Source organism: Leucobacter aridicollis, assembly GCF_024399335.1.
Classification (GTDB): domain Bacteria; phylum Actinomycetota; class Actinomycetes; order Actinomycetales; family Microbacteriaceae; genus Leucobacter; species Leucobacter aridicollis_A.
This window is the reverse complement of sequence record NZ_CP075339.1, coordinates 2,123,077-2,147,369: the sequence shown is the minus strand read 5'-3', so window position 1 is coordinate 2,147,369 and position 24,293 is coordinate 2,123,077. Positions and strand designations below refer to the sequence as shown.

General features: G+C 65.2%; 22 protein-coding genes and 1 tRNA gene. 11 read left to right on the top strand and 12 right to left on the bottom strand.

What is annotated here, in order from left to right; translation table 11 throughout:
* The 4 genes from KI794_RS09655 to gatB all read left to right on the top strand — a co-directional run bounded on the left by KI794_RS09655 (position 1) and on the right by gatB (position 4,492).
* Positions 1-957 carry a linear amide C-N hydrolase gene (locus KI794_RS09655; protein WP_255807949.1) on the top strand — a complete coding sequence of 319 codons (957 nt, stop codon included), beginning with the start codon at positions 1-3 and terminating at the stop codon, positions 955-957.
* 150 nt (positions 958-1,107) lie between these two features.
* Complete coding sequence (gene gatC / locus KI794_RS09650) at positions 1,108-1,443, top strand: Asp-tRNA(Asn)/Glu-tRNA(Gln) amidotransferase subunit GatC (RefSeq protein WP_119284111.1); 336 nt, start codon at positions 1,108-1,110, stop codon at positions 1,441-1,443.
* Positions 1,443-2,978, top strand: a complete 1,536-nt coding sequence (gene gatA, locus KI794_RS09645) for an Asp-tRNA(Asn)/Glu-tRNA(Gln) amidotransferase subunit GatA (protein ID WP_255807948.1) — start codon at positions 1,443-1,445, stop codon at positions 2,976-2,978. The genes gatC and gatA overlap by 1 nt, the downstream gene beginning before the upstream one ends.
* Positions 2,978-4,492, top strand: a complete 1,515-nt coding sequence (gene gatB / locus KI794_RS09640) for an Asp-tRNA(Asn)/Glu-tRNA(Gln) amidotransferase subunit GatB (RefSeq protein WP_255807947.1) — start codon at positions 2,978-2,980, stop codon at positions 4,490-4,492. Before gatA ends, gatB begins: the two co-directional genes overlap by 1 nt.
* A 68-nt stretch (positions 4,493-4,560) precedes the next feature.
* Here gatB and glpK read toward each other — a convergent pair whose 3' ends face one another.
* The 3 genes from glpK to KI794_RS09625 all read right to left on the bottom strand — a co-directional run bounded on the left by glpK (position 4,561) and on the right by KI794_RS09625 (position 8,718).
* The gene (glpK, locus tag KI794_RS09635; RefSeq protein WP_119284108.1) at positions 4,561-6,075 is read right to left on the bottom strand and encodes a glycerol kinase GlpK; all 1,515 of its coding nucleotides are present in this window, start codon (positions 6,073-6,075) and stop codon (positions 4,561-4,563) included.
* 24 nt (positions 6,076-6,099) lie between these two features.
* Positions 6,100-6,855, bottom strand: coding sequence for an MIP/aquaporin family protein (locus tag KI794_RS09630; RefSeq protein WP_119284107.1), 756 nt, complete (start codon positions 6,853-6,855; stop codon positions 6,100-6,102).
* 141 nt (positions 6,856-6,996) lie between these two features.
* Positions 6,997-8,718, bottom strand: a complete 1,722-nt coding sequence (locus KI794_RS09625) for a glycerol-3-phosphate dehydrogenase/oxidase (protein WP_119284106.1) — start codon at positions 8,716-8,718, stop codon at positions 6,997-6,999.
* Positions 8,719-8,825: 107 nt separating this feature from the next.
* Here KI794_RS09625 and KI794_RS09620 point away from each other — a divergent pair, with 107 nt between their 5' ends.
* Together KI794_RS09620 and dinB are read left to right on the top strand one after the other, a co-directional pair.
* Positions 8,826-9,791 carry a sugar-binding transcriptional regulator gene (locus KI794_RS09620; protein WP_370647803.1) on the top strand — a complete coding sequence of 322 codons (966 nt, stop codon included), beginning with the start codon at positions 8,826-8,828 and terminating at the stop codon, positions 9,789-9,791.
* 74 nt (positions 9,792-9,865) lie between these two features.
* Positions 9,866-11,092 (top strand): DNA polymerase IV, encoded by a 1,227-nt coding sequence (gene dinB, locus KI794_RS09615; RefSeq protein WP_255807945.1) that lies wholly within the window; start codon positions 9,866-9,868, stop codon positions 11,090-11,092.
* 67 nt (positions 11,093-11,159) lie between these two features.
* Here the strand turns inward: dinB and KI794_RS09610 are convergent, their stop codons facing one another.
* The 6 genes from KI794_RS09610 to orn all read right to left on the bottom strand — a co-directional run bounded on the left by KI794_RS09610 (position 11,160) and on the right by orn (position 14,595).
* Entirely contained in the window at positions 11,160-11,780 is a 621-nt protein-coding gene (locus tag KI794_RS09610) for a DUF2017 family protein (RefSeq protein WP_119284103.1), read from the bottom strand.
* Entirely contained in the window at positions 11,777-12,085 is a 309-nt protein-coding gene (clpS, locus tag KI794_RS09605) for an ATP-dependent Clp protease adapter ClpS (RefSeq protein ID WP_183075231.1), read from the bottom strand. Before clpS ends, KI794_RS09610 begins: the two co-directional genes overlap by 4 nt.
* Complete coding sequence (locus KI794_RS09600; protein ID WP_119284101.1) at positions 12,082-12,429, bottom strand: metallopeptidase family protein; 348 nt, start codon at positions 12,427-12,429, stop codon at positions 12,082-12,084. Before KI794_RS09600 ends, clpS begins: the two co-directional genes overlap by 4 nt.
* 90 nt (positions 12,430-12,519) lie before the next feature.
* A complete protein-coding gene (locus tag KI794_RS09595) occupies positions 12,520-13,239 on the bottom strand; it encodes a PIG-L deacetylase family protein (protein ID WP_119284100.1) in 720 nt (239 codons plus the stop codon).
* Positions 13,240-13,377: 138 nt separating this feature from the next.
* Positions 13,378-13,453 (bottom strand) — tRNA-His (locus KI794_RS09590).
* Between the two features lie 461 nt (positions 13,454-13,914).
* Positions 13,915-14,595 carry an oligoribonuclease gene (gene orn / locus KI794_RS09585; RefSeq protein ID WP_255807941.1) on the bottom strand — a complete coding sequence of 227 codons (681 nt, stop codon included), beginning with the start codon at positions 14,593-14,595 and terminating at the stop codon, positions 13,915-13,917.
* A gap of 64 nt (positions 14,596-14,659) precedes the next feature.
* Here orn and def point away from each other — a divergent pair, with 64 nt between their 5' ends.
* Positions 14,660-15,226, top strand: a complete 567-nt coding sequence (def, locus tag KI794_RS09580; RefSeq protein ID WP_119284098.1) for a peptide deformylase — start codon at positions 14,660-14,662, stop codon at positions 15,224-15,226.
* Positions 15,227-15,271: 45 nt separating this feature from the next.
* Here the strand turns inward: def and KI794_RS09575 are convergent, their stop codons facing one another.
* Entirely contained in the window at positions 15,272-16,489 is a 1,218-nt protein-coding gene (locus KI794_RS09575; RefSeq protein WP_255807938.1) for an MFS transporter, read from the bottom strand.
* 167 nt (positions 16,490-16,656) lie between these two features.
* On the opposite strand from KI794_RS09575, the gene KI794_RS09570 reads away from it, so the two are divergent.
* The 4 genes from KI794_RS09570 (at position 16,657) to KI794_RS09555 (ending at position 22,463) form a co-directional block, all read left to right on the top strand.
* A complete protein-coding gene (locus KI794_RS09570) occupies positions 16,657-17,847 on the top strand; it encodes a calcium:proton antiporter (protein ID WP_255807937.1) in 1,191 nt (396 codons plus the stop codon).
* A gap of 147 nt (positions 17,848-17,994) precedes the next feature.
* On the top strand, positions 17,995-18,480 hold the full coding sequence (locus tag KI794_RS09565) for a YbjN domain-containing protein (RefSeq protein WP_119284095.1): 486 nt from the start codon (positions 17,995-17,997) through the stop codon (positions 18,478-18,480).
* Between the two features lie 51 nt (positions 18,481-18,531).
* The gene (locus tag KI794_RS09560; RefSeq protein WP_255807936.1) at positions 18,532-20,433 is read left to right on the top strand and encodes an HSP90 family protein; all 1,902 of its coding nucleotides are present in this window, start codon (positions 18,532-18,534) and stop codon (positions 20,431-20,433) included.
* 8 nt (positions 20,434-20,441) lie between these two features.
* Positions 20,442-22,463 (top strand): hypothetical protein, encoded by a 2,022-nt coding sequence (locus tag KI794_RS09555; RefSeq protein ID WP_255807935.1) that lies wholly within the window; start codon positions 20,442-20,444, stop codon positions 22,461-22,463.
* Between the two features lie 74 nt (positions 22,464-22,537).
* On the opposite strand, the gene KI794_RS09550 is transcribed toward KI794_RS09555, so the two are convergent.
* A complete protein-coding gene (locus tag KI794_RS09550; protein ID WP_255807933.1) occupies positions 22,538-23,605 on the bottom strand; it encodes an alcohol dehydrogenase catalytic domain-containing protein in 1,068 nt (355 codons plus the stop codon).
* 118 nt (positions 23,606-23,723) lie between these two features.
* Positions 23,724-24,284 carry a GNAT family N-acetyltransferase gene (locus KI794_RS09545; protein WP_255807932.1) on the bottom strand — a complete coding sequence of 187 codons (561 nt, stop codon included), beginning with the start codon at positions 24,282-24,284 and terminating at the stop codon, positions 23,724-23,726.
* Between the last annotated feature and the right edge of the window lie 9 nt (positions 24,285-24,293).

The window sequence follows — 24,293 nt, the reverse complement described above, 5'->3', positions numbered from 1 at the left end:
ATGTGCACACGCTTTCTGTGGTCCTCGGCAGGTACACCTGGCGCCGGTAACGTGCTCGTCGGGCGCAGCATGGATTGGTTCGAGGACACTCGAACGATACTCGCTATCCGTCCGCGAGGGGCGACTCGCGAGAGCGCGCCGGGCGATCCCGGTTCGTTTGAGTGGACGTCAGAGTACGGCAGTGTCGTCTGCCTAATGTACGGCGAGATCGCGGTTGACGGCCTCAACGAGGCAGGCTTTCAGGTGAGTGGGCTCTACCTCGCAGAGTCCGACTATGGCGAGCGTGACACGTCGCGACCTGGTCTCGCTCTTGCCCACGCGATACAGTCCATGCTCGACCGCTTCGCTGACGTCGCGACTGCAATGACGTGGCTCACCGAGAGCAATGTGCAGATCATTCCGCTCGACATTGGCGGCAAGCCCGGCACCGGCCACATCGCGCTTGCAGATCGCAGCGGGGACTCAGCCATCATCGAGTTCATTGACGGCGAGACCACCGTGCACCACGGTAGCGCCTACACTGTCATGGCGAACTCGCCGGTCTACGCCGAGCAGCTTGAACTCGAGCGGCGGTTCGCGGGCCTCGGTGGGAATGAGCCACTTCCGGGTGGTACCGACTCACCAGACCGCTTCGCTCGCGCAGCGTTCTATTCGGCCAGGCTGCCGAACACCGAAGATGAGCGGGAGGCCTCCGCATACGTGTTCAGCGTCATCCGAAACGCATCAGCGCCGTTTGGCACTGCCGATCCTGTGCGACCGAACGTGTCAACGACGCGCTGGCGCACTGTCGCCGACATGACCGCGAGCCGGTTCTTCTTCGAGTCGACGAGCAGTCCAAACGTGGTCTGGGTAAAGCTCGACAAAGTCGACCTCTCGGAGGGGCCCGAACTCAGGTTCGACCCGCAGGCAACCATGGCTGCCAGTGGGCTCGTGAACGAAGAGTTCGCCGCAGCCTAGCGGCAGCGGCCGAACCAGGCTCGGACGAGCCTCGCCCCCGACACCACGTGCTCGACTCGTGGTGCACGGCTCCGAACGTGGCTGCCAGACGAGCTGCCGCTCGCTAGACTGGACAGGTTGAGATCAACTCCCAATCTATGATGGAGCAGCATGCCTGAAACTTCTGCGGCCAGTAGCGCCGCGCCCGGCACCGAGATCACGGCTGACACCGTGAAACACCTCGCCGGCCTCGCCCGCATCGCGCTAACCGACGCCGAGGTCGAGGGGCTCACTTCTGAGCTCGATTCGATCCTCGCGAACATCGCCAAGGTGAGCGAGGTCGCGACTGAAGACGTGCCCGCGACGAGCCACCCGATCCCGCTGAGCAACGTCACCCGCGTCGACGAGGTCTCCGACGTGCTCACCCGCGAGCAGGCGCTTTCGAACGCGCCTGCTACCGCAGACGGCATGTTCCGCGTTTCGTCGATCTTGGGGGAGGAACAGTAATGAGCGAGATCACTACGTTGACCGCTGCAGAGCTCTCTGCACAGCTCGTCGCCGGCGAAGTCTCGGCGGTTGAAGCAACCCAAGCTCACCTCGACAGGATCGCCGCTGTCGACGGCGACATCCACGCGTTCCTCGCAACAGACAGCGAGGCATCACTCGCCGCTGCGCGCGCAGTTGACGAGCGTCGCGCCGCTGGCGAAGAACTCGGAGAACTCGCGGGTGTCCCGCTCGCGATCAAGGACGTGCTCGTCACGACCGATATGCCGTCTACCTCTGGCTCGAAGATTCTTGAGGGCTACCGTTCGCCGTTCGACGCGACTGTCGTCGCGAAGGCGCGCGCCGCGGGACTCATCAACATCGGCAAGACAAACATGGACGAGTTCGCCATGGGCTCCGCTACTGAGAACTCGGCCTACGGCCCGACGTTCAACCCGTGGGCGCTCGACCGCGTTCCTGGCGGTTCGGGCGGCGGTTCCGCTGCTGCCGTCAGCGCGTTCGAGGCGCCGCTCGCGCTCGGCAGCGACACCGGTGGCTCGATCCGTCAGCCGGCCGCCCTCACCGGCACGGTCGGCGCAAAGCCGACCTATGGCGGTGTGAGCCGCTACGGCGCGATCGCGCTTGCTTCCTCGCTTGATCAGGTCGGGCCGTGCGCGCGAACCGTGCTCGACACGGCGCTGCTGCACGACGTCGTTGCGGGGCATGACCGGCACGACGCGACCTCCCTGAACCATGCGTGGCCGTCGATGGCCGCGGCGGCACGTGACGGTGTCGATCCTGCCTCACTCAAGGGACTCCGCGTCGGCGTCGTGAAGCAGCTCTCCCTCCCCGGGATGCAGGCTGGTGTGAAGGCACGCTTCGACGAGACGGTCGCGCTGCTCACCGCTCAGGGTGCAGAGGTCGTCGAGATCGACGCGCCGCACTTCGAGTACGCAGTTGCCGCTTACTACCTGATCCTGCCCTCTGAAGCGTCGTCAAACCTCGCAAAGTACGATTCCGTGCGCTTCGGTCTCCGGGTCGAGCCAGAAGGCGGCGGAACGATCGAGGGCGTCATGAGCGCGACACGCGGTGCAGGCTTCGGGCCCGAGGTAAAGCGCCGCATCATCCTCGGCACGTACGCGCTTTCGGCTGGATACTACGATGCCTACTACGGCAGTGCGCAGAAGGTTCGCACGCTCATCCAGCGCGACTTCGCAGCGGCCTTTGACAAGGTCGACGTCATCGCCTCGCCGACGGCGCCGACGACTGCCTGGAACATCGGCCACGTGAACGAAGACCCCATGCAGGACTACCTGAACGACGCGACCACGATCCCGGCGAACCTTGCCGGCATCCCGGGGCTCAGCCTGCCGATTGGTACCGCGAGTGAGGACGGGCTGCCAGTCGGCCTGCAGCTCATGGCGCCAGCATTTGAAGACGCGCGCCTGTACCGCGCGGCGTCTGCGATCGAGGGCCTCATCACCGCCCGCGACGGCAAGCCCTTCTGGGCGCAGGCACCCTCCCTTGCGGCAGCATCGACCGGAAAGGCAGCAGCGTAATGGCGAAGACAAAACTCATGGACTTCGACAAGGCGCTCGAACTCTTCGAACCGGTTATCGGTCTCGAGGTACACGTCGAGCTCAACACCAAGACGAAGATGTTCTCGTCTGCACCGAACGTGTTCGGCTCAGAGCCGAACACGAACCTCGCACCTGTCTGCCTCGGCCTCCCGGGCTCGCTGCCCGTCGTGAACGAGGAAGCAGTCAAGTACTCGATTCGCCTGGGGCTTGCGCTCGGCTGTGAAATCGCCGAGGTGTCAGGGTTCGCGCGCAAGAACTACTTCTACCCCGACATGGGCAAGAACTACCAGATCTCGCAGTACGACGATCCGATCGCGCACGACGGCTCGGTCGAGATTGGGCTCGAGTCGGGCCGCGTGATCCACGTGCCGATCGAGCGCGCCCACATGGAGGAAGACGCAGGCAAGCTCAACCACGTCGGTGGCTCGACCGGGCGAATCCAGGGCGCCGAGTACTCTCTCGTTGACTACAACCGCGCAGGCGTACCGCTCGTCGAGATCGTGACCCGTCCGATCTTCGGCGGCGAAGCAGACACCCCTGAGATCGCGGCGGCATACGTGTCGACGATCCGCGACATCGTCGTGTCACTCGGCATTTCGGACGCGCGCATGGAGCGCGGCAACATCCGCTGCGATGCGAACGTGTCGCTTCGTCCCCGCGGCAATGAGGATGCAGGCATGAGCGTGCTCGGCACTCGCACTGAGACGAAGAACGTGAACTCGTTGCGCTCGATCGAACGCGCCGTGAGGTTCGAGATTCAGCGTCAGGCGCAGCTGCTCTCCGAGGGCACCGCGATCACCCAGGAGACCCGCCACTGGCACGAAGACACGGGTGAGACCTCGCCCGGCCGCCCAAAGAGCGATGCCGATGACTACCGGTACTTCCCAGAGCCAGATCTCTCACCGCTCACGCCGTCGCGCGAGCTCGTTGAGGAGCTGCGGGCCATGCAGCCTGAGCACCCGACGCTGCGACGCCGCCGGCTGCGCGCCGAGTGGGGCTTCTCGCCGCTCGAGTTCCGCGACGTCGTCAACGGCGGCCTCGTGAACGACATCGAGGCGACTGTCGCGGCCGGGGTCCCTGCCCAGACCGCGCGCAAGTGGTGGACAGGCGAGATCGCGCGTATCGCGAACGAGCGCTCGGCCGTGCCCGCAGACCTCATCACCCCCGAGCAGATCGCCTCGGTCGTCGCGCTCGTCGACTCTGGAACGCTCAACGACAAGCTTGCGCGCCAGGTGCTCGCTGGCATCATTGATGGCGAGGGGACCGCGCAGGAGATCGTCGATGCCCGCGGGCTTGCGATCGTTTCTGACGATGGCGCCCTGATCGAGGCTGTCGACGCTGCGCTTGCCGAGCAGCCCGACGTCCTCGAGAAGATTCGAGGCGGGAAGGTGCAGGCCGCCGGCGCGATCATCGGGTCCGTCATGAAAGCGATGAAGGGCCAGGCTGACGCTGCCCGCGTCCGCGAGCTCGTGCTCGAGCGGGCTCAGGCCTAGCCGCTATACACGAACGGGCGGGGTGAGGATCATATGATCCTCACCCCGCCCGTTCGCTGTAACTGGTGCTAGCGCACGTCGTCGTCCACCCAGTCCATCGACTTGGTGACAGCCTTGCGCCAGAGGCGCAGCTGGCGCTCCTGCTCAGCCTGATCCATTGACGGCTCCCACCGGCGATCCTCCTGCCAGTTTGCCGAGAGCTCGCCGAGGCCGCTCCAGAACCCGACTGCAAGCCCCGCAGCGTATGCGGCGCCGAGCGCAGTCGTCTCAGCGACGACAGGGCGAACGACAGGCACTCCGAGCACGTCGGCCTGGAACTGCATGAGGGCGTTGTTCGCAACCATGCCGCCGTCGACCTTCAGCTCGGTGAGATCGACGCCCGCGTCGGCGTTCACCGCGTCGAGCACATCGCGGGTCTGGAACGCGACTGCCTCAAGCGCCGCACGGGCGATGTGGCCCTTGTTCGCGTAGCGGGTGAGTCCGACGATCGCGCCGCGCGCGTCAGGGCGCCAATACGGGGCGTACAGCCCTGAGAAGGCGGGGACGATGTAGACGCCCCCATTGTCGGGGACGCTCGCAGACAGTTCCTCGACGTCGGGAGCTGACTCGATGATGCCGAGCTGGTCGCGGAGCCACTGGATGAGCGATCCGGTGACAGCGATCGAGCCCTCGAGTGCGTAGTGTGTCGGGCGGTCGCCGAGCTTGTAGCCGACGGTGGTTAGCAGGCCGTTCTTCGAGTGGACGATGTCTTCCCCGGTGTTGAAGATGAGGAAGCAGCCTGTGCCGTAGGTGTTCTTTGACTCGCCGGCCTCGAATGCGGCTTGGCCGAAGGTTGCCGCCTGCTGGTCGCCGAGGATGCCCGAGATGGGGGTCTCGCGCAGCAGCGACGAGTCTTCGGCAACGCCGTACACCTCAGAGGATGACTTGATTGCAGGCATCATCGACTTCGGAACGCCGAACGCGTCGAGGATGTCCTCGCGCCACTCGAGCGTTGCGAGGTCCATGAACAGGGTGCGCGAGGCGTTCGTGACGTCAGTTGCGTGCACGCCACCCTCGGGCCCGCCGGTGAGGTTCCAAAGGACCCAGCAGTCTGTCGTGCCGAAGAGCAGGTCGCCTGCGTCCGCCGCCTCGCGGGCGCCCTCGACGTTCTCGAGGATCCACGCGATCTTCGTGCCCGAGAAGTAGGTCGCGAGGGGGAGGCCAACGACGTCCTTGAACCTATCGGTTCCACCGTCTGCCGCGAGGCGGTCGACGATGTCTTGCGTGCGCGTGTCCTGCCAAACAATCGCGTTGTAGACGGGCTCGCCTGTGTGCCTGTTCCACACGACAGTCGTCTCGCGCTGATTCGTAATGCCGATTGACGCAATGTCGTGCCGGGTGAGGTCGGCGCGGCCAAGCGCGATGCCGATGACTTCCTGGGTGTTCTGCCAGATCTCGGCGGCGTCGTGTTCGACCCAGCCTGCCTGCGGCATGATCTGCTCGTGTTCCTTCTGCCCGACGGAGATGATCGACCCCGCCTTGTCGAAGATGATCGCGCGAGTCGAGGTAGTTCCCTGATCGATTGCGACTACGTACTGTGACATGGTGTCTTCCTTTCGCGTGTGAGCTTACGCTGCGAGGCCGAGAAGTGCGGGAGCTGCGACAGCTGCAATGGCGCCGCCGACGAGCGGGCCGAGGACTGGAACCCAAGCGTAGCCCCAGTCGCTCGATCCCTTGCCCTTGATCGGGAGAATTGCGTGTGCGATGCGCGGACCAAGGTCACGGGCAGGGTTGATGGCGTAGCCCGTTGGGCCACCGAGCGACGCGCCAATACCGACGACGACAAGGGCGACTGGGAGTGCTGCCAGCGGGCCAAGGCCTCCTGGCACACCGACCTCGATGTCGCCGTAGTCCGCGAATGCGAAGATGACGAACACGAGCACGAAGGTCGCAATGACCTCGGTAGCGAAGTTCCAGCCGTACGATCGCATCGCCGGGCCGGTCGAGAACACACCAAGCTTGTTTGCGGGCTCGGGCTCATCGTCGAAGTGCTGCTTGTAGCTCACCCAGCAGAGGATCGCGCCGACAATGGCGCCAAGCATTTCGGCGGCGAACGCGACGAAGAACATCGGGGCGGTGATCGTGCCTGCGACGAGCAGGCCGATGCCGACGGCGGGGTTCAGGATCGCGCCGGAGTATGCCGACACAAGCACCCCCATGAATACTGCGAGGCCCCAGCCCCAGTTCACCATCAGGAATCCGCCAGCGTTTCCCTTGGTTTTGGCGAGCGCAACGTTTGCGACAACGCCGCAGCCGAGGAGTACGAGTAGGCCCGTACCGACGAACTCGGAGAGGAAATACAGCCCGAGATTGATCTCATTCATTTGTCTTCTTTGACCTTTCGAAAGGCTGGCGGCCCGCGGGTGCGGGTGTCGCCAGCGCGAGAGCGCGCATGGGTGCGCGCCGACGGTGACAAGGTGTGCGGATACGCCACGTGTGGGGCGTTCCGCGCATCCGGCTGCGTGTTAGCCGGCGGTAAAGGTTCCCCCCTTTGCGATATCGATCCGGTGAGCGTCACGCATGAGCGCAACGAACCGTTCTACTTCCGTAGCTGTGTGGGCCTCGCTCCAACCGAGCGCCGGTGCGATGGCGTCGGCGGCCGCCGTGACGCTGTCGAGCGTGAGCGCGCCGGTGAACGCGATCGACGTGCGGCGCAGCAGCAGGTCGTCGAGGTGCACGACCTGCTCGGTAGCTGCGAGGTGTGCGAGTTCGGCTGCGGTGTAGCCGGCGAGGCCCGACAGGTCTTCCTCGTGCTCGGGCGTCGCCTCGAGCACCTGGGTTGCGCGGGTGCCGTAGCGCTCGAGCAGGCGCTCGACGCGACCTGAGTCGCGTCCGTCGGCGTGCTCCGTAATCCACCGCACGCGAGCGTTTGCGTCGGACGGGAACCCGGATCCGCCGCCGATTGTGAGTGAGGTGGTGCTCACTGATCGCGCGCGACCGAGCACCTCGAGGGTGTCGTTCGCGAGATGCTCGGCGAGGGCCCTGAACGTTGTCCACTTGCCGCCGACCAGGCTGAGCACCGGTACTCCGAGTGCGTCTGAACGCACGATCCTGTAGTCGCGGGAGACAAAGCCTGGCGCGGTGTCGTCGTGGTGCGGAAGGGGGCGAATGCCAGAGAATGAGTAGACGATATGGGAGCGGTCGACCGTGAGGGTGGGGAATACCTGGCCGATGAGGTCGAAGAAGTAGTCGACCTCATCGTCGGTGCAGACGACGGGCTGTGCCGGGTCGGCGTCGATGTCTGTTGTCCCGACGAGCACGCGGCCCTTGAGCGGGTAGATGAGCACGATCCGACCGTCCGAGTGCTCGAAGAAGATCTCCCTGCCACCTGTCGCAGCGAGGAGTTCTGGGTGGTCGAGCACGACGTGCGATCCCTTGGTGCCACCCATGAACTGGGTGCGCTCGCCGAGTGCGCTGTTCGTGAGGTCGGTCCAGGGGCCGCTTGTGTTGAGCACGACCTTCGCGGAGAACTCGAATTCGTCGCCGGTCGTCTCGTCGCGAAGGGTGACGCCGGATGCGCCCATGCCGGTAGCGCTAAGGTAGTTCGCCGAGCGGGCATGGGCGCCGCCGGCGAGCTCGCCGTCGCGGAGCACGTCGAGCGCGAGCCGCTCTGGGTCGTGCATTGAGGCGTCGTAGTAGGTCGCCGTGTACTTGATGTCTGGGTTCATCGCCGGGAGCTCCGAGAGCGACTTCTTCTTGCCGTGGAAGCGGTGCCTCGGCACCTGCCCGCCGTCGCGCGAGAACGTGTCGTACATCATGAGGCCCATCTTGATGAGCGCGGCGCCGCGTTCCCGCGGCTTCCCGCGCCCGTGGGTGACGAGCAGCCTGAACGGCGCTGACAGGATTCCGGAGAACGTCGAGAAGATCGGGATCGTGGTTTCGAGTGGGCGCACGTAGTGCGGCGCGGTCCTGAGGAGCCGATTGCGCTCGGTGACTGATTCCTGAACGAGCCGAAACTCGCCGTTCTCGAGGTAGCGGATCCCACCGTGGATCATGTGGCTCGATGCCGACGATGCGCCTGAGACGAAGTCTCCACGCTCGACGATCGCGACGTCGACGCCCTGCAGTGCGAGATCACGGAATGTCGCGATGCCGTTGATGCCTGCGCCAATGATGAGGACGTCCGCGCGTGGCCGGTCGCGAAGACGGGCTACGTCGGGTCGGATCGAGTCCTGGCTGGCGTCCATGGCTGAGACCTTTCTGTGGGTGTCCCATCAGCATGCTCGTCTGATGAACTGAATTGCAAAGCTGCTGCACATATGTGCAAAACTGGAGCCTGAACGGAAGGATCCTCGTGCCCGGAGACCGAAAAGCTGTGAAAATGCGCGAGGCGCTCGCAGCAGCGCACCTGTATTACAGGCAGGACTATACGATGGGCGCGATCGCAACCGAGCTCGGTGTCTCCCGCTCCTCGGTATCGCGCCTGCTCTCTTACGCGAAAGAGACAGGGCTCGTCGAGATCAGGATCCACTCACCCCAGGAAGCACGATCACGCGTCGAGCAGCGCTTCTCGGACGAGTTCGGGGTCGCCGCGCACGTCGTACCGGTGTCGGCGAAGCTCTCGGAAGCTGAACAGCTTGAGCGCACCGCGCAAGCCGCGGCCCACATCATCTCCGCACGCGTGAAGCCCCGCTCAATCGTCGGCCTTGCCTGGGGATCCACGATGAGTGAGGTTGCACGGTTTCTCCCGGCGAGCGCGAAACCCGGCGTGCAGCTCGTGCAGATGAACGGTGCAGCCAACGTCTACTCGACTGGCGTTCAATACACCGCCGAACTTCTCGGCGGCTTCGCCGAGCGGCTTTCCGCGGAAGTCTTCCAACTCCCGGTGCCCGCAATCTTTGACGACCCGCTGACGCGCGAAGCCCTGTGGCGCGAACGCTCGGTGTCGCGGGTGCTTGACATGCAAGCCGCAGCCAACCTTTTCGTCTTCGGGCTTGGCTCGCGCATCGGAGACCCGCGCTCCCACATTTACTCGGGCGGATACCTGGGGGCAGAAGACCTGAATCAGCTCGCGGCCGAGGGCGTTGTCGGTGACTGTGCGAGCCGGTTCTACAGGCTCGATGGCAGCACCGACGGCATCCCGATTAACGACAGATCGAGCGGGCCGTCATTCGAGGTTGTCAGGCGTGCGCCGCAGCGCATCTGTGTCGTCTCCGGCACAACGAAGCGTGATTCGCTGAGAGGCGCGCTCGCAGCGGGGCTACTGACCGATGTTGTCGTCGACGAGACACTCGCGCGGCTCGTGCTCAGCGCCTCGTAGCTCGCGACACGGGGAGCGCGACCCGCGGGCGGTGCGGTGCGTCGCATGTCAGCGGTGTGTGGTGAGATGGACGGGTGAGTGAAGTACTGAGGGAGACGGCCTCGATTCTGCACGTCGACATGGACGCGTTCTTCGTGTCAGTCGAGCTGCTTGATCGCCCGGAGCTGCGCGGGCTTCCCGTCGCCGCCGCTCACGACACCTCGCGATCAGTTGTGTCGAGCGCGAGCTACGAGGCGCGGAAGTTCGGTGTGCGCTCGGCAATGCCCATCGCGCGGGCCAGGCAGCTCTGCCCACAGATCGTGTTCGTGACCCCGGTGTTCGAGAAGTACCGCCTCGCGTCACGCACCGTGATGGGGATTTTCAGGGAGTTTACCCCGCTCGTTGAGCCGTTGAGCATTGACGAGGCATTCCTCGACGTCGCCGGCTCCGTCGGCCTGTTCGGTCCGCCGATTGAGATCGCCAGGCAGATCAAGGAGCGCGTCTTCGCAGAGACGAAGTTGCCGCTCTCAGTCGGCCTCGCCGGCACCAAGTTCGTCGCGAAGCTCGCGTCGCAACGCGCAAAGCCCGAAGGGATGCTCGAGATACCGCCAGCGCGCACCCTCGAGTTTTTGCATCCGCTCCCGATCAAAGCGATGTGGGGAGTCGGAGCGGCAACCGAGCGGGCATTGAAGACGCGCGCGATTCACTCAGTTGGCGATCTCGCGCGGGAGCCCCTTGCCTCGCTCCGGCAGATCGTTGGCAACGCAAGTGCTGAGCGCCTGCACGATTTGGCAAACGGTCGCGACGCCCGAGACGTCGAAACGACACGAGTCGAAAAGAGTATCGGGCATGAAGAAACCTTCGCGGTGGACGTGGCTGATGTAGGTGAACTTGAGCGAGAGCTGCTGCGTCTCTCGACGCGAACCTCGGAGCGTCTCCGAGACGCCGGTCTCGAAGCGCGCACGATCGCGATTAAGGTTCGGTGGGACACCTTCGAAACTGTGACCCGCTCGCGCACGCTGCAGGAGCCGACGAACGCGACGCAGCGGGTCTATCGCACCGCTCGGGAGCTGTTCGCCGCGCTCTCACCCGAGGGGAGGCTGCCTCGGGCTGTCAGGCTCATCGGAGTGCGCGCCGAGCAGCTGATCCCCGCAGGTAGCGAGGGGCAAGCGCTCTGGGACGATGATGAGCAGTGGCGCGCGCTTGACTCGGCGGTCGACGAAGTTCGAGGGAAGTTCGGGGCGGCGGGACTCACGTCGGCGCGGCTCCTTGGAGGTCGCGGAGAGGTTGTCGATCACCGGTCACTCCAAGACCCTGGGTAGGGGAGGCCGCGGCTCGAAGACTGGCCCGGTTTCGCAAGCGTTGACCCAGCCCCTGCTCAGAGCCGGCTCAGTCCTCACTCTGCGCGGCTGACACCGCAAGCACTGCCTCGAGCAGCGCTGCCAGCCAGTCGTAGACCAGCACGGTGCCACGCGTCGCGTCTTCGTCGATGAGACGATCGTAGTCTTCCTCGCGCTCGAGTCCGATGCGCGCTGCCATGGCGAGACGAAGCGCCGTGATGGTGCGCGCCCACGCGAGAAACGAGTCTGGCGTGATGTTCACAGAGATCGGGTTGCCACCGTCGATGTCGACGTCATCCACGAGTTCGTCGAACGGATCGGTGTTGTGGCCGCTGTCCGCTTCGCCGGAGCCGTCATCCAGGTCGCCGATGACGAGCTGGGCGTCCTGGAGCTTGCGGTTAATGAGCCCCTGCTCGGTGACTTGGCGGAACTGCGCCGCGTCATCCTCATCTGCGAACGCGTTCGGGAACAGGCGCGCGAGGGCCGGGTCCGTTGGCCGCTCATCGGAGCCGCCGATCTCGAGGCTCGCGAACAGCGGGTCAGGATCGAGCGGCGTCCCACTGTGACTCTGGAGCAGCATGATGAGCTGGGTGACGAGCTGCTTGAGTACGCCTGCCTCCTCTGGCGCGAACAGGATCGCGACGCCGCCGTCGCCCGGCTGCAGCCTCAAGACTGATCCTCCGGCTCCGCTGTCGCCCACAGGCCGTAGCCGTGCATGGCCTCAACGTGGAGCTCCATCGCTTCGCGCGACCCCTCAGCAACGACTGCGCGCCCGACGCTGTGCACGCGAAGCATGAGTTCATCTGCTCGCTCCGGCGTGAACCCAAAGTAGGATCGGAAGACGAAACTCACGTACGACATCAGATTCACTGGGTCGTCCCAGACGACTGTTCGCCACGGCTTTGCCGGGGCGACCGCGACCGCGCCCTCGTCGAGCGGGCTCTGCCTGGCTCCGGGCACGTGGTCAGTCATCATCCCCACCCCAACTCGTGAATTCGCTCCTCGGAGAGACCAAGGAAATGAGCGACCTCGTGGACGAGTGTGACTCTGATCTCCTTGACGAGATGGTCATGGTCCTCGCAGTGGGCGAGAAGGTTTAGCCGGAAGAGTGTGATGCGATCGGGTTCCTCGCCGAAGCCGTATGCCTCGCGCTCTGCGAGCGAGAACCCTTCGTAGACGCCCAGCGTGTCCGCTCCGTCCTCGGGCTTATCCTCGACCAAGAAAATGACGTTATCGAGATGGTCGAGCATCTCGTCAGGAAGCGTGTCAAGGCCGTCTGAGACTAGCGCCTCAAACTCATCGCGTGACACATCGAGCATATTCTCACCCTAGCGGCTCAGTTCGAACTGCGCCTCAACAAGATATGGATTCGTCATGGCGCTTTGAGGTGAACGAACGCAAGCCTGCGCCTATCCCATTCGGTATGCGTGCACCGGGAGCGCGTAGCGCAAGCCGGATTGCTCGCCGCCTCCAGTGAGGACGCCTGTGACAAGGTCGTGTGGCGTCGGGTGATCCGGCAATGCTGCGAGGTACTCGCGATGCGCAGCGAGCGACGCGATCCCGAGCTCAAGCGCTTGCTCTGAGACCTCGATCGCGTGAGTTGGCCGGTGCGCGGTTGCGATGAGCCAGGTCGTCTTCCACTCGGTAAGGCCGCCGGTCAGCTGTTCGCGGAAGAGCCACGGATTGTCGGCGTCGCGAATGGCGTCAACGACGGCGAGGCCCGTCGCGCGATGGTCTGCGTGGTTGAGGCCCCAGCCTGCCTCAAGATCCCAGGTCATCGTGAAGACCGCATCGGGCCTAGCCTTCCGGATCGCGTGCGCGATGCGGCGGCGCGTCTCGATCGAGTGTTCGACGAGGCCGTCCGGGAGGTCCAAGATCGTGAGGTCGGTTACGCCGACCACGTCGCAGGCGGCTCGCTGTTCTGCGGCGCGCAGCGGGCCGGCGATCTCGGGGGAGACGCCCCGCATCCCTGCCTCGCCGGCGGTGAGGAGGAGGTAGGAGACCTCGATGCCCTGCGACGTCCATTCGGCGATGGCGGCGGACCCGCCGTACTCCATATCGTCGGGGTGCGCGACGATGCAGAGGACGCGCTGAATGCCGGTTGGGTCGAAACGCTCGAGGGTAGTCATGGCCTGAGCCTACCCCGCCAGTCTGGGGCGCGACCGATGAACCTCGGCCGCAGCGCGCGGTGGCGTCGACAGCTCCACGAAAACGACTGAGGCCCGTAGCCTGAGAGGATTTCTCAAGCTACGGGCCTCAATACTGCGTGGGGTGGCTAACGGGACTTGAACCCGCGACCACCGGCACCACAAGCCGGTGCTCTACCAACTGAGCTATAGCCACCATGTGTCCGAGTGAGCGAGCTCACTTGGCAACCTGACCAGCATAGCCCAGGGGATAGTGCGTTGCCAAAACGGGTGCGATACTTGGGGCGTGTCTGATTTCAAAACGAAGCCGACCGACGCCGATGTCGCCGACTTTCTTGATGCTGTCGCGCCAGCAAAGCGCCGCGAAAGGCGCAGCAGCTGTCGCTTTACGGCCTGAAAGATCTGCCAGCGGGCGCTGCGCTCCTGCCCGCGCTCGGGAAGTACACCGAGGGTGCGGGGTGCGTGTATGTGCGCAAGCTCGAGGACATCGACCTGGGGGTGCTGCGCAGACTGATCCTGATCGTCGCGGGCCGCGCCGACGATCCCGAACCAACAAGCGCCGAGTCGACAGACGGGTAGCGCGCGCTAGAGCGCCGGGGAGGCGTGGAGGCAGAGTGCCCGGGTGCCACTGGCGGTGAGGGTGCGGAACGCCAGCCCTTACTTCGCGGGTGAAGCGGTGGGCTCGACTGGCTCCTCCGGCTGCTCCGGGGTGCCGTCAACGAGCGCGGCGTACTGCTGTGAAACGGCGCCCGCGAGCTTTTTCGCGGATTTCGAATCGGGACCGCTGCCGGGAACGAGGACGGCTCCGCGGAAGTAGGCGAGTTCTTGGATTGACTCCGCGATGTCTGCGAGTGCGCGGTGGCCGCCACGCTTCTCCGGGGCCGCGTAATAGGCGCTCGTGTACCAGCGGCGCGACAGTTCCTTGATCGTCGACACGTCGATCGAGCGGTAGTGCAAGCGCTCCTCGAGCGTCGGCATGTACTTCGCGACGAACCGGCGGTCCATGCCGATGGTGTTGCCAGCGACGAGTGGCCGCCTGCCCTCGGGAATGAACCTGTTGATGTATTCGATGACCTGCTTCTCCGCTTCGGCTGGCGTCACGCCAGCCTCGATGCGGGGGAGCAGCCCCGACGTCTCGTGCATGTTGCGTACGAAGTCGTTCATGTGAGCGAGCGCGGCCTCGCCCGGGTTGATAACGATGTCGAAGCCGGGGTCGAGCGGCGTGAGCTCGAAGTCGGTCACGATGACGGCGATTTCGCACAGTCCGTCGTTGTCGGTGTCGAGCCCTGTCATTTCGCAGTCGATCCAGACGATCTGTTCTGCGGGGGCGTTCGACAAGGTGACTCCTAATAACGGGGGATGCGGTCGTCTCCAGTCTATCCGCGCCGGTAGGCTTGAGTTCATGGCTATTCTCCCAATCACCATCTGCGGCGAGCCCGTTCTGCACCGCCCGGCGGCCCCCGTGACCGAGTTCGACGCCGAGCTGCGCACCCTCGTTGACAACATGTTTGAAACGACTGTCGCGGCGCCGGGTGTCGGCCTCGCGGCGCCGCAGGTTGGCGTGGGGCAGCGGATCTTTGTCTGGATGTACGAGGATCAGGACGAGGCGCCCGCCGAGGGCGTCGCGATCAACCCTGAGCTGTGGATCGCGCCGCTCGAGCCGGGGCTCCCCGAAGAAGATGAGGTTGAAGGGTGCCTCTCGTTCCCGGGCGAACGGTTCGCGCTGCGGCGCTCCTCGCGTGCCCTGCTTCGTGCGCAGGACATCGACGGGAAGCCTTTTGAGGTCGAGGCGAGCGGCTGGTTCGCGCGCATCATGCAGCACGAGTTCGATCACCTGAACGGCCTGCTCTATGTCGACAGGCTCGTTCACCCGGAGAATCGTGCGGCGCAGAAGATCCAGCGCAAGCGTGGTTGGGGAGTCCCCGGCTTGACCTGGATGCCTGGGCTCGACGACCTCGAAGGCGAGTAGGCGGGTAGCGAAGGCGAGTAGCCGGGCGCGGTTCGCGCCGCCCGGCTAGCCCTTTGTCAGCGCGGCGGTGTGCTTCGCCGTGGCGAGCCACCCGATGGCAGCCGCTGCGAGCAGCGCGGCGGTGAGCCCGAATGCCCAGTCGAAGCCGGCGACGTCGACGATCGCCCCCGCGATGAGCGGCCCGAGGACCCCGCCGAGGTCGCTCGACATGGAGAACGTCGAGACAACCATGCCACCGCGGCGCTGCCCGATTATGTCGGCGAGGACCGCCTGGTGGCCAGGGTTCGCGAGCGCCGAGCCCGCGCCGGCGACGACCATGATCGCCATCGCGACCCAGAGCGATCCCGCGGACGGGAACGCGAGGAAGGCCGCGGCGAGCACGGCGAGCCCCAACGACAGGAGCGGCGTGCGGCCGATCGAGTCGCTCCACCGACCGGCGGGGAAGATGAAGATCGCGTTGCCCGCTGCATACGCCGCGAGTACCCAGGCCGCCGTCGTCGCGTCGCCAGCGAACACAACGGCGACGAAGATCGGGATCAGTGACACCCGAACACCGAACGAAGTCCAGCCGAACGCAAATACCGAGAGCAGGAGTGAGCGGTACGTCGGCAGGGCAAGGGCATCTCGCAATTGCAGCTCCTCGCCAGCTTGGCGGGGGCCGTCGGCAGTACGCGGCAGCGCGTGCTTGCTGCGAAGCGCGATGGTGACGACGATCGCGGCAGCGAGGAGCGTGAAGAAGTAGAAGATGAATGGCGCGCGGATGCCGAAGCCTGCGACGACGCCGCCGAGCACGGGGCCGAGCAGGCCTCCGAGGAGGAAGCCCGCCGCGTTGACGCTCGCCACGCGGGCTCTGCCCTGCGGTGGACTCGCCTCGACGAGGAGGGCTGTCGCGGCGATGGTGAACATCGCTGACCCGAGGCCGCCGAGGCCGCGCAAGACGAGAAACTGAGGATAGTTCATTGCGAACGCCGCGGCGCCCGTGGAAGCGGCGACGATCAGGATCCCGGTCGTGTACGTCGCCCGCTCACCGAACCTGCTCACGAACCAGCCGCCGAGGGGCGCTCCCACAAGACGCATGAGCGCGAAGGCGCTCACGATCGCGGATGCTGCGAACGTGCTCACGCCGAACTCGAGCGCGAACTGTGGGATCGCTGGTGCAACGACGCCGTAGCCCAGCGCGACGGTGAACCCGCCGGCGACGAGCGCCCACACCTCGAAGGGGAGCCGGACTTTCGGCGGCGTGTTCGCGGGCGATTTGGGCATTGAACGAGTCTATCGATCGCCGTCCCTGTGCACCGGCTGCGCATGGTGGCGACGGCCGTGCCAAACTCGCCTGCGGCGGCTAGACTTGGACGTACAATGCCGTCGGGACGACCCGGCGGTTCTGTGTTGTATGGGGACGGCCCCGCAGAACCGGGGAAGGCCTCGCGATGTCAACCACCACAGTTACACCTTCAGTCTTTCGGGCAGTGCTCACTCCAGCGGCGCTAACGAAGCTCGCGCTTGGCTGGGGGAGCGTGCTCGCCCTTGTGCTTGGCGGGAAGTTGCTCGACGGGGACCTACCGACGCCCGTCCTGTTCACGATCCTCGGACTCATCGTCGCCGTCATCCTCGTTGCAGCGTCTGGTGTTGTCACCGAGGCTGAGCACCTCGCTGAAAAACTTGGCGACCCCTACGGAACCCTTGTGCTTACGCTGTCGATTGTGTTGATCGAGGTGATCCTCATCTCCGCCGTGATGCTCGGCCCCGGCGAGCACGCAACGATCGCTCGCGACTCGGTGATGGCGGTGTCGATGATCATTCTGAACCTCGTCATCGGTGTGTCGTTGCTTGTCGGCGGGCTCCGACACAGCAACTTGCGACCTAACAGGTCCGGTGTCTCCGCATACCTCTCGTTGCTTGTCGTGCTCGTCACCGTCGCGTTCGCGCTTCCAGCAATCATCGGCGTGAACGGCTCTTACACCGCGGGCCAGGAGATCCCGATCATCGGGCTGACCGTGATGCTCTATGCCTTCTTCCTTGTGCGCCAGATGGGTGCGCAGCGCGCCGACTTCCAAGAGGTCGTGCTCGTCGAACATGCGGAGACGATTTCTGCCGAGGGCGTGGGCGCCGCACGGACAGACAACGCCGGCGCCCAGAGCAAGCTCGCGGGAGCGCTCGCGAAACACCGGCCCGAGCTCGTCGCACGCGCGATCCTGCTCGTCATGATGGTCGTTCCGATCGTGCTGCTCTCGCACGACATGGCGTCGCTTCTGGACGAGGGGCTCGACAGGCTCGGGGCGCCAGTCGCGCTCTCCGGGATCCTGATCGCGATGATCGTATTCCTCCCCGAAACGATCACCGCGATTCGTGCGGCGCTCGCCGGGGAGATTCAGCGCGTGAGCAACCTCTGCCACGGCGCCCTCGTCTCGACTGTCGGGCTCACAATCCCCGCGGTGCTCACTATCGGCCTCCTCACCGGCCAGACAGTGACGCTCGGCGAGGGGCCCACGAACCTTGTGTTGCTTGCGGTGTCGCTGCTGCTGACGATGACAACGTTCTTCGGCAAGCGGGTGACCGCGTTGCACGGTGCCGCGCACCTCTTTGTGTTCGTGCTGTACGGGCTCACGGTGTTCCAGTAGCGCTCGCCCGCGACACGCTTGCGGCTGCTGGCTCGGTGACGCTTCCGGGAGTGCGCTGAAGAATCTTCGGCCACCACCCGGAGGCTCGACGTGTTTGTCATTGAAACTGCCTAAACTGGAGAAACCGACCCGAAAGGAACGCCAATCATGGGTTTTTTTACGAAGGACGCTCCAGTCCCCGCCGCAGGTGGCGCGCTTAAGCCACTGTCGAAGGACCGCATCAAGCACTCGCTCGAGCAGGCAGGGTGGTCCTACAACGTTGACTCGGACGGCGACATCGGGGGCGGCTGGGAGTACGGCTCGTTCTATTTCTTCGTGAACGGCGACAACGACGAACTACTCTGCGTGCGCGGTTTCTGGCGCGGCGAACTCGCCGAGTCCGACTACCTGAAAGCACTCGAGACAGCGAACGACTGGAACCGCGAGAAGCTGTGGCCGAAGGTCTACATCGCGCGTGACGACGCCGGCAACGTGCGCGTGAACACTGAGCTGAACGTCGACTACGAGCACGGCCTCACCGACGAGCAGCTCTCACAGCACCTGCTCTGCGTCATCAACACGAGCATGTCTGCGTTCGAGCGCATGAACGAGGTCTTCCCCGAGGCGTGGGAGAAAGCGAAGCCGCAGGACTAAGCGCCCTCGCCCTCGCCGTTTTCGCCCCACCTCGCCAACTCTAGGAATACTGTGTCCGAACGCTTTCAAGTCGACCTCTCCGGAATGGTTGACCTGCTCTCCAGGCACCTCTATTCCGGGCCACAGGTGTATCTCCGCGAACTCATCCAGAACGCGGTTGACGCGGTGACCGCGCGAGCGGCGATGGATCCGGCCGCGCTACTGCGGATCCGGCTCCAAACGGACGTCGATGCGGGCGGCAACGCGACGCTTGAAGTGTCAGACACGGGCATTGGCCTGACAGCCGATGAGGCGACTGAGCTGCTCGCCACGATCGGTCGTTCGTCGAAACGCGATGCGGCTCTCGGCACTGGCCGGGCAGAGTTCATCGGCCAGTTCGGGATCGGCATGCTCGCCGCGTTCATGGTCGCCGAACAGATCGAGTTCACCTCGCGTTCGGCGAAACCTGGCACGGTGCCAATCCGCTGGCAGGGCCGCGCCGATGGCACTTTCGACGTGACCGAACTGCCTGACGCCGGCCCCGAGATCGAGATCGGCACGACTGTGCGACTCACCGCCCGCCGCGACACCAGCCACTGGCTTGCGAATGAAACTGTGCTCGGGCTCGCCCGCGAGTACGCGTCGCTGCTTCCCTTCGACGTTGCCGTCCGCGTGCCGTTCGAGGATGTTGGGAAGAGCGAGACACCCGAGACGGTGTGGAGGCGGGTCACGGAGCCCGAACTGCCGTGGCGCGTCGAGCACCCGAGCGGCTCCGCCCGCTCCCGTGCGCTCACCGAGTACTGTGAGCGCACCTTCGGGTTCACGCCGCTCGGCCACATCGACCTCGACCTCCCTGTCGCGGGCGTGACTGGCGTCGCCTTCATCCTGCCGCAGGCGGTGACGCCTGGTTCAGGCCAGCACCGGGTCTACATGAAGAGAATGCTCCTCAGTGCCCGAACCGATCGCGTGCTCCCGGAGTGGGCGTTCTTCATCCGCGCGGTGATCGACAGCGACACGCTCTCGCCGACGGCTTCGCGTGAGCAGCTGCATGACGACGAGATCCTGCTTGGCGTGCGCGATGCGCTCGGCGAACAGGTGAAGCGCTGGGCGCTCGACACGCTGCGCACTCCGAGCCAGCTCACACAGCAGGTGTTGCGGACCCACCATCTCGCACTCCGTGCGATCGCACTTACCGACAGCGACATGCTGAGTCTCGTCTCTGAGGTGTTGCCGTTTGAAACAAGCGACGGCCCCATGACGCTCGCGGCAGTCGCCGCACAGGGCGAACTCGTGTACACGTCGACGACAGAGGCATTTCAGCGCGTTGCCGCCGTCGCCCGCGCGCAGGGGCTCGTCGTCGTCAACGCCGGGTACGTCTACGACTCTGATCTGCTCGCGAAACTTGCGGCAAAGCCAGGCTGGAATGTGCGAGAGCTCACGTCGTCTGACCTCGTGCAGGTGCTCGGTATGCCCGGGGTCGAACGCGAGATGGCCGTCGCGGGCGCGCTCAGCCTCGCTCGCGGCGTGCTCGCCGATGAGGACTGCGACGCGATCCTTCGGGCATTCGAACCAGACACCGTGCCTGCGATGCTGCTGCGCGACTCTGAGGGCGAACACCAGCGAGATCTGGATCGCGAACGCGGCGAATCTCCCGACCTGTGGGACGGCCTACTCGACTCGTTCGCAGGGGAGAGCCAGGCGCGCACGCGCACTCTCGTGCTCAACGATCGCTCGCCTGTCGCACGCCGGTTGCTTGCGTCCTCTGGCGGCGACGTGTTCGACGCCGGGTTGCGCTCGCTGTACCTGTCAGCTGTGATGCTTGCTGGCGAGGGGCTGCGCTCAGCTGAGTCTGCGGCGCTGTCTGATTCGCTCGGGGTGCTCCTCGATGCAGCGCTTTCCGCTCCAAGCTCCGCCACAGACGCGGCTCAAGGCCCCACCGCGGGCCCCGACTCGAACTCCGACTCCAACTCCTGAGGAGCGAAATGAACGCCGCACAAGAGCTGCACAACATCCGCCACATGCCCTACGGTACTGCCAGGACCGCGGCAGCCGAGGCCGCAGCCCGCAAGATCGAGGCAGACGGACCACAAGAACACCTCGCCGAGGCGCTTCTCGATCTCGTTGAGGCGTACACGTTTGGCGGCGAAGGAGCGAAATCTTTCGTCGTGTTCGCGCGAGCCCTGCGGCACTGGGATGCGAGCCCTGAGCTCTTTGACGCGAGTGACGAGCACAACCTGTTCTGGGAGTTCAAGTGGGTCGCAAGCGACCTCCCCGACTTCCCGCAGATTACTGCGGCTCAAGCGGAGGCGTTCCTCGACGACATGCAGCGGCGCTTCGAACTGCAGGGCAGCGGGATCTCTGCGGTGCTCGCCGCGCGCTTTGGCTGGGCGTGGCAGTCGGGCGCCACCGATGCCGAGCAACGGCGCCTCGCCTGGATCTCGAGCCCGCGCGACGATTTCGACGACTGCCATGCGTGCGTGATTGGCAGGCAGACCGACTTCTTCATGGAGCAGGGGCGGTTCGCCGAGGCCTTCGAACTCGGTAGGACTCAGGACGGCAAGTGCAATATCGAGCCGGCGAAGACCTTTCACGCGACCGCGCTTGCGGCACTGAACCTCGGGCAGCCAGCCGAGTCGCTGAACTTTTACAATCGCGCGACAGCGAGTGATACCCGAGCGAATCGCGACCTCGCCTCCTCGCGCGGTCAGAGCTTTGAACTGCTCGCGCGTGGCGGGCACTTCGAACGCGCGCTCAGGGAGTTGCGGGGCGACTACAGGGACATGCTGACTGACCCGCCATCACCGCTGCAGCACCTGCGGTTTCTGCTCGGGCTGCTGGCCGGGCTCTCAGCGAACCTCGACAGCGGCGAGCAGTCGACAGGAATCTCGTTGCCTGGTGTCGGGCAGCAGGGACGCGACATGACAGTTGCCGAGCTGCACGCGTGGGCAGTCGGCAAGTCGAGCGGATACGCGTCGGCGTTTGACGCACGCTCAGGCACAACATATTACGCTGACCTCGTTGAGCGGGCGCTTACGGCGGAGCGTGCCACATCACCGCTCGACTTTGGCCCGGCATATGGGGGTGCGGGCGAACCCGCTGTCCAGGCCGTGCCGACAAACTCTGTCGCTCCTGTGGCAACGCCCGACGCGCCGCCACAGCGCTCCGGGCTCGCTCGGCTGTGGAGCAAGCTCACAGATAGCGGCACGTCGGTTCACGAACCGGAAGCGGCGCCGGACGCAGCGATCGGCCCCGACTCGCTGCTTGCCCGGGCAGAGGAAGCCGCAGCGCGAAAAGACTACTCGGCAGCCACTCGCGATTATGCAGAGGCGATCACCCCACTTGAGACGGCAGGCTGGCTCGAACGAGCTGGACTCGCCGCGGCGGAGGCGGCGCAGTGTGCGACTCTCGACCGGAACGAGGAACGCGCCCACGCGCTTTTCGGCCGCGCACTCCCGCTGCTCCGCTCGGGCGGTGCCGACGCGGGGACCCTCGCTGCGATACTCGCCGCCTGGGCTCCTGTCGCTGATCGCATGAACGACGCCGAAGCGCAGATTCGCGCGACTGCGGCCGCGCTTGCTGCGCACCCAGAGCTCGACAGGGCGGGGCTCACCGAGGAACTCGCTGAGAAGCGCGCACAGGAGTGGGGCGTCGAACGGGCGACACTTCGAGACACGCTCGCTCGGTCGCTTGCAGCGACCCGCGGCCGCTCGTTCGGTGACGGTCTCGACAGCGAACGGGCCGCCTCGGAGGCGCTCCGCGCCGGCGAAGAATTTGCGCAGCTCGGCATGCTCGCCGACGCATCCCACGCATTCTGGCTGGCAGGCAAAATCCACCGTGACAGGGGCGACACCGAGGCAGCGGTCTGGGGGCTCGAGTCTGCGTTCGAGGGGTTCAGTGCCGCGAAGAAACGCAAGGAACGGTTGCTTGCGGCCGGTGAACTCATCGCGCTACTTAAAGAAACCGGACAGCAGGATCGCGCGAGCGCGATCGTCGCTCAGCTCTAGTAGATCCCCTACTTGCGGTGGTCGTGCGGTTGGCCCGGCGGAGAACGCCGAGTTCACCGCACGACCGGAGCTCGCTAGCTCATCGATACGAGGATCTTGACTTCGCTGCGGTCGTGCAGCAGCTTCTCATAGCCGTCCTTCACGATGTTGTCGATGGTGATCTTGCTCGTGATGAACGGGGCGAGGTCGACGAGTCCCGTGTTGACGAGCCTGATCGCCTCGGCGTGGTCGTTCGCGTAGCCGATTGCGGAGCCGAGCACCCGATCCTGCATGGTGAGCTTGCCTGTGACGTCCAGCTCGTAGGGTCGCGTGTGCAGAGCGATCACCTCAAGTCGGCCGCCCGCCCCGAGAGCGTCGAACAACTGATCGAGTACCACGCCGACACCGGCAGCGTCGAACGCGAAGTCAGCCATCGCGCCGCCTGTCTGTTCGCGCACGACATCGCCAAGCCCCTCAACTGAGGGGTCAACGACAACGTCGGCAACACCGGTGTCTTTCGCCTTCGCGCGCCGCTCAGGGGAGACCTCGCTGACAATTGTCTTCACGCCGTACGCACGGAGCACAGCTGCGGTGAGCAGCCCGATCGGGCCCGCCCCGCCGACGACGGCTGTCTTTCCCGCGGCGTTGTCGGCACCGGCATGGCGGACAGCGTGCAGCGCTACAGCGAGCGGCTCGAGCAGCGCGGCCTGGTCGAGCGGCATATCGCCAACCTTGTGTACCCAGCGTTTCTCAACGACGATGTGCTCGGACAGCCCACCGCCAAGGCCCGAGATGCCGATGAACCCCATCTTCTCGCACAGGTTGTACTTTCCAGCCTTGCAGGCGTGGCAGACGCCGCACACCATGAGCGGTTCGACGGCGACGCGATCGCCGATTGCGATTCCGGTGACGCCCTCGCCGACCTCTTCGACGACGCCCGAGAATTCGTGGCCGAACACGACTGGGAGGGTCTCGCCTGAAATTGGGTGTGCGGCGGTGTCGGTCGGGGCGGGCGGCATCGGGCCGTCATGGTAGAGGTGCAGATCGCTGCCGCAGATCCCGTTGTACGCAGGCGCGATCTTCACGGTGCCTGGGCGCAGCGCCGGCTCTTCGATCTCCTCAATGCGGACGTCATTCTTGCCGTAGTAGCGTGCAGCTTGCATTCCATGCCTCCTGAGCGGTGCGTCGTGTGAACACCTCCAGACTATGAAGGCCGGATCAATCCGTTCTCAGGGGCGGGGGATAGGCTTGAGGCTTGACCAGCTGGCTCGCTGCTGCCCGCTACGGGGCGTGGGTCGCGAAGCGGTGCATCGCGTCATCACCCTCGCCGTCGAGGCCTTCGTACGTCCATCCGATCGCTTCGAAGAAGCGTCTCGCACCCTCGTTTTCCTGGTCAACGAACGCGATCCATGAGTCTGTCGCGGGATGATCGGGCCAGGCCATTGTCGCGTCGATGGCTGTACGCCCGAGTCCGAAGCCCCGCCGCGCGGGGTCGATCGCGAGGTCGGTGATCGCGTGGCCGGTCTCGTCCGCTCTGTAGCCCGTTACCGCGTCCTCGGCGCCTCCTCTGGCTCTCGGGTCGGCTTCGGGCGCGCCCCAGACGACGCCGACGAGTGCAATGGGCGCGAGCTTGCCGGTGGCGGGGTGCGCGGCTTCGATGACGAGCTCGACGCCATCGTTCTCAGTGAGCACGTGTTCGAGCCACTCGTCGTCGAGCGGGCCGAGCTCGGTGTTGAGCGTCTCGTCCTCGAACCACTGGTGAATCCACTCCCAGTCGTCGCGCACCATTCGCCGTGCGACGGCGCTGCCAGCTGCGCCCTGTGAACCAAGCTGCTCTGCCATGCTCTGAAT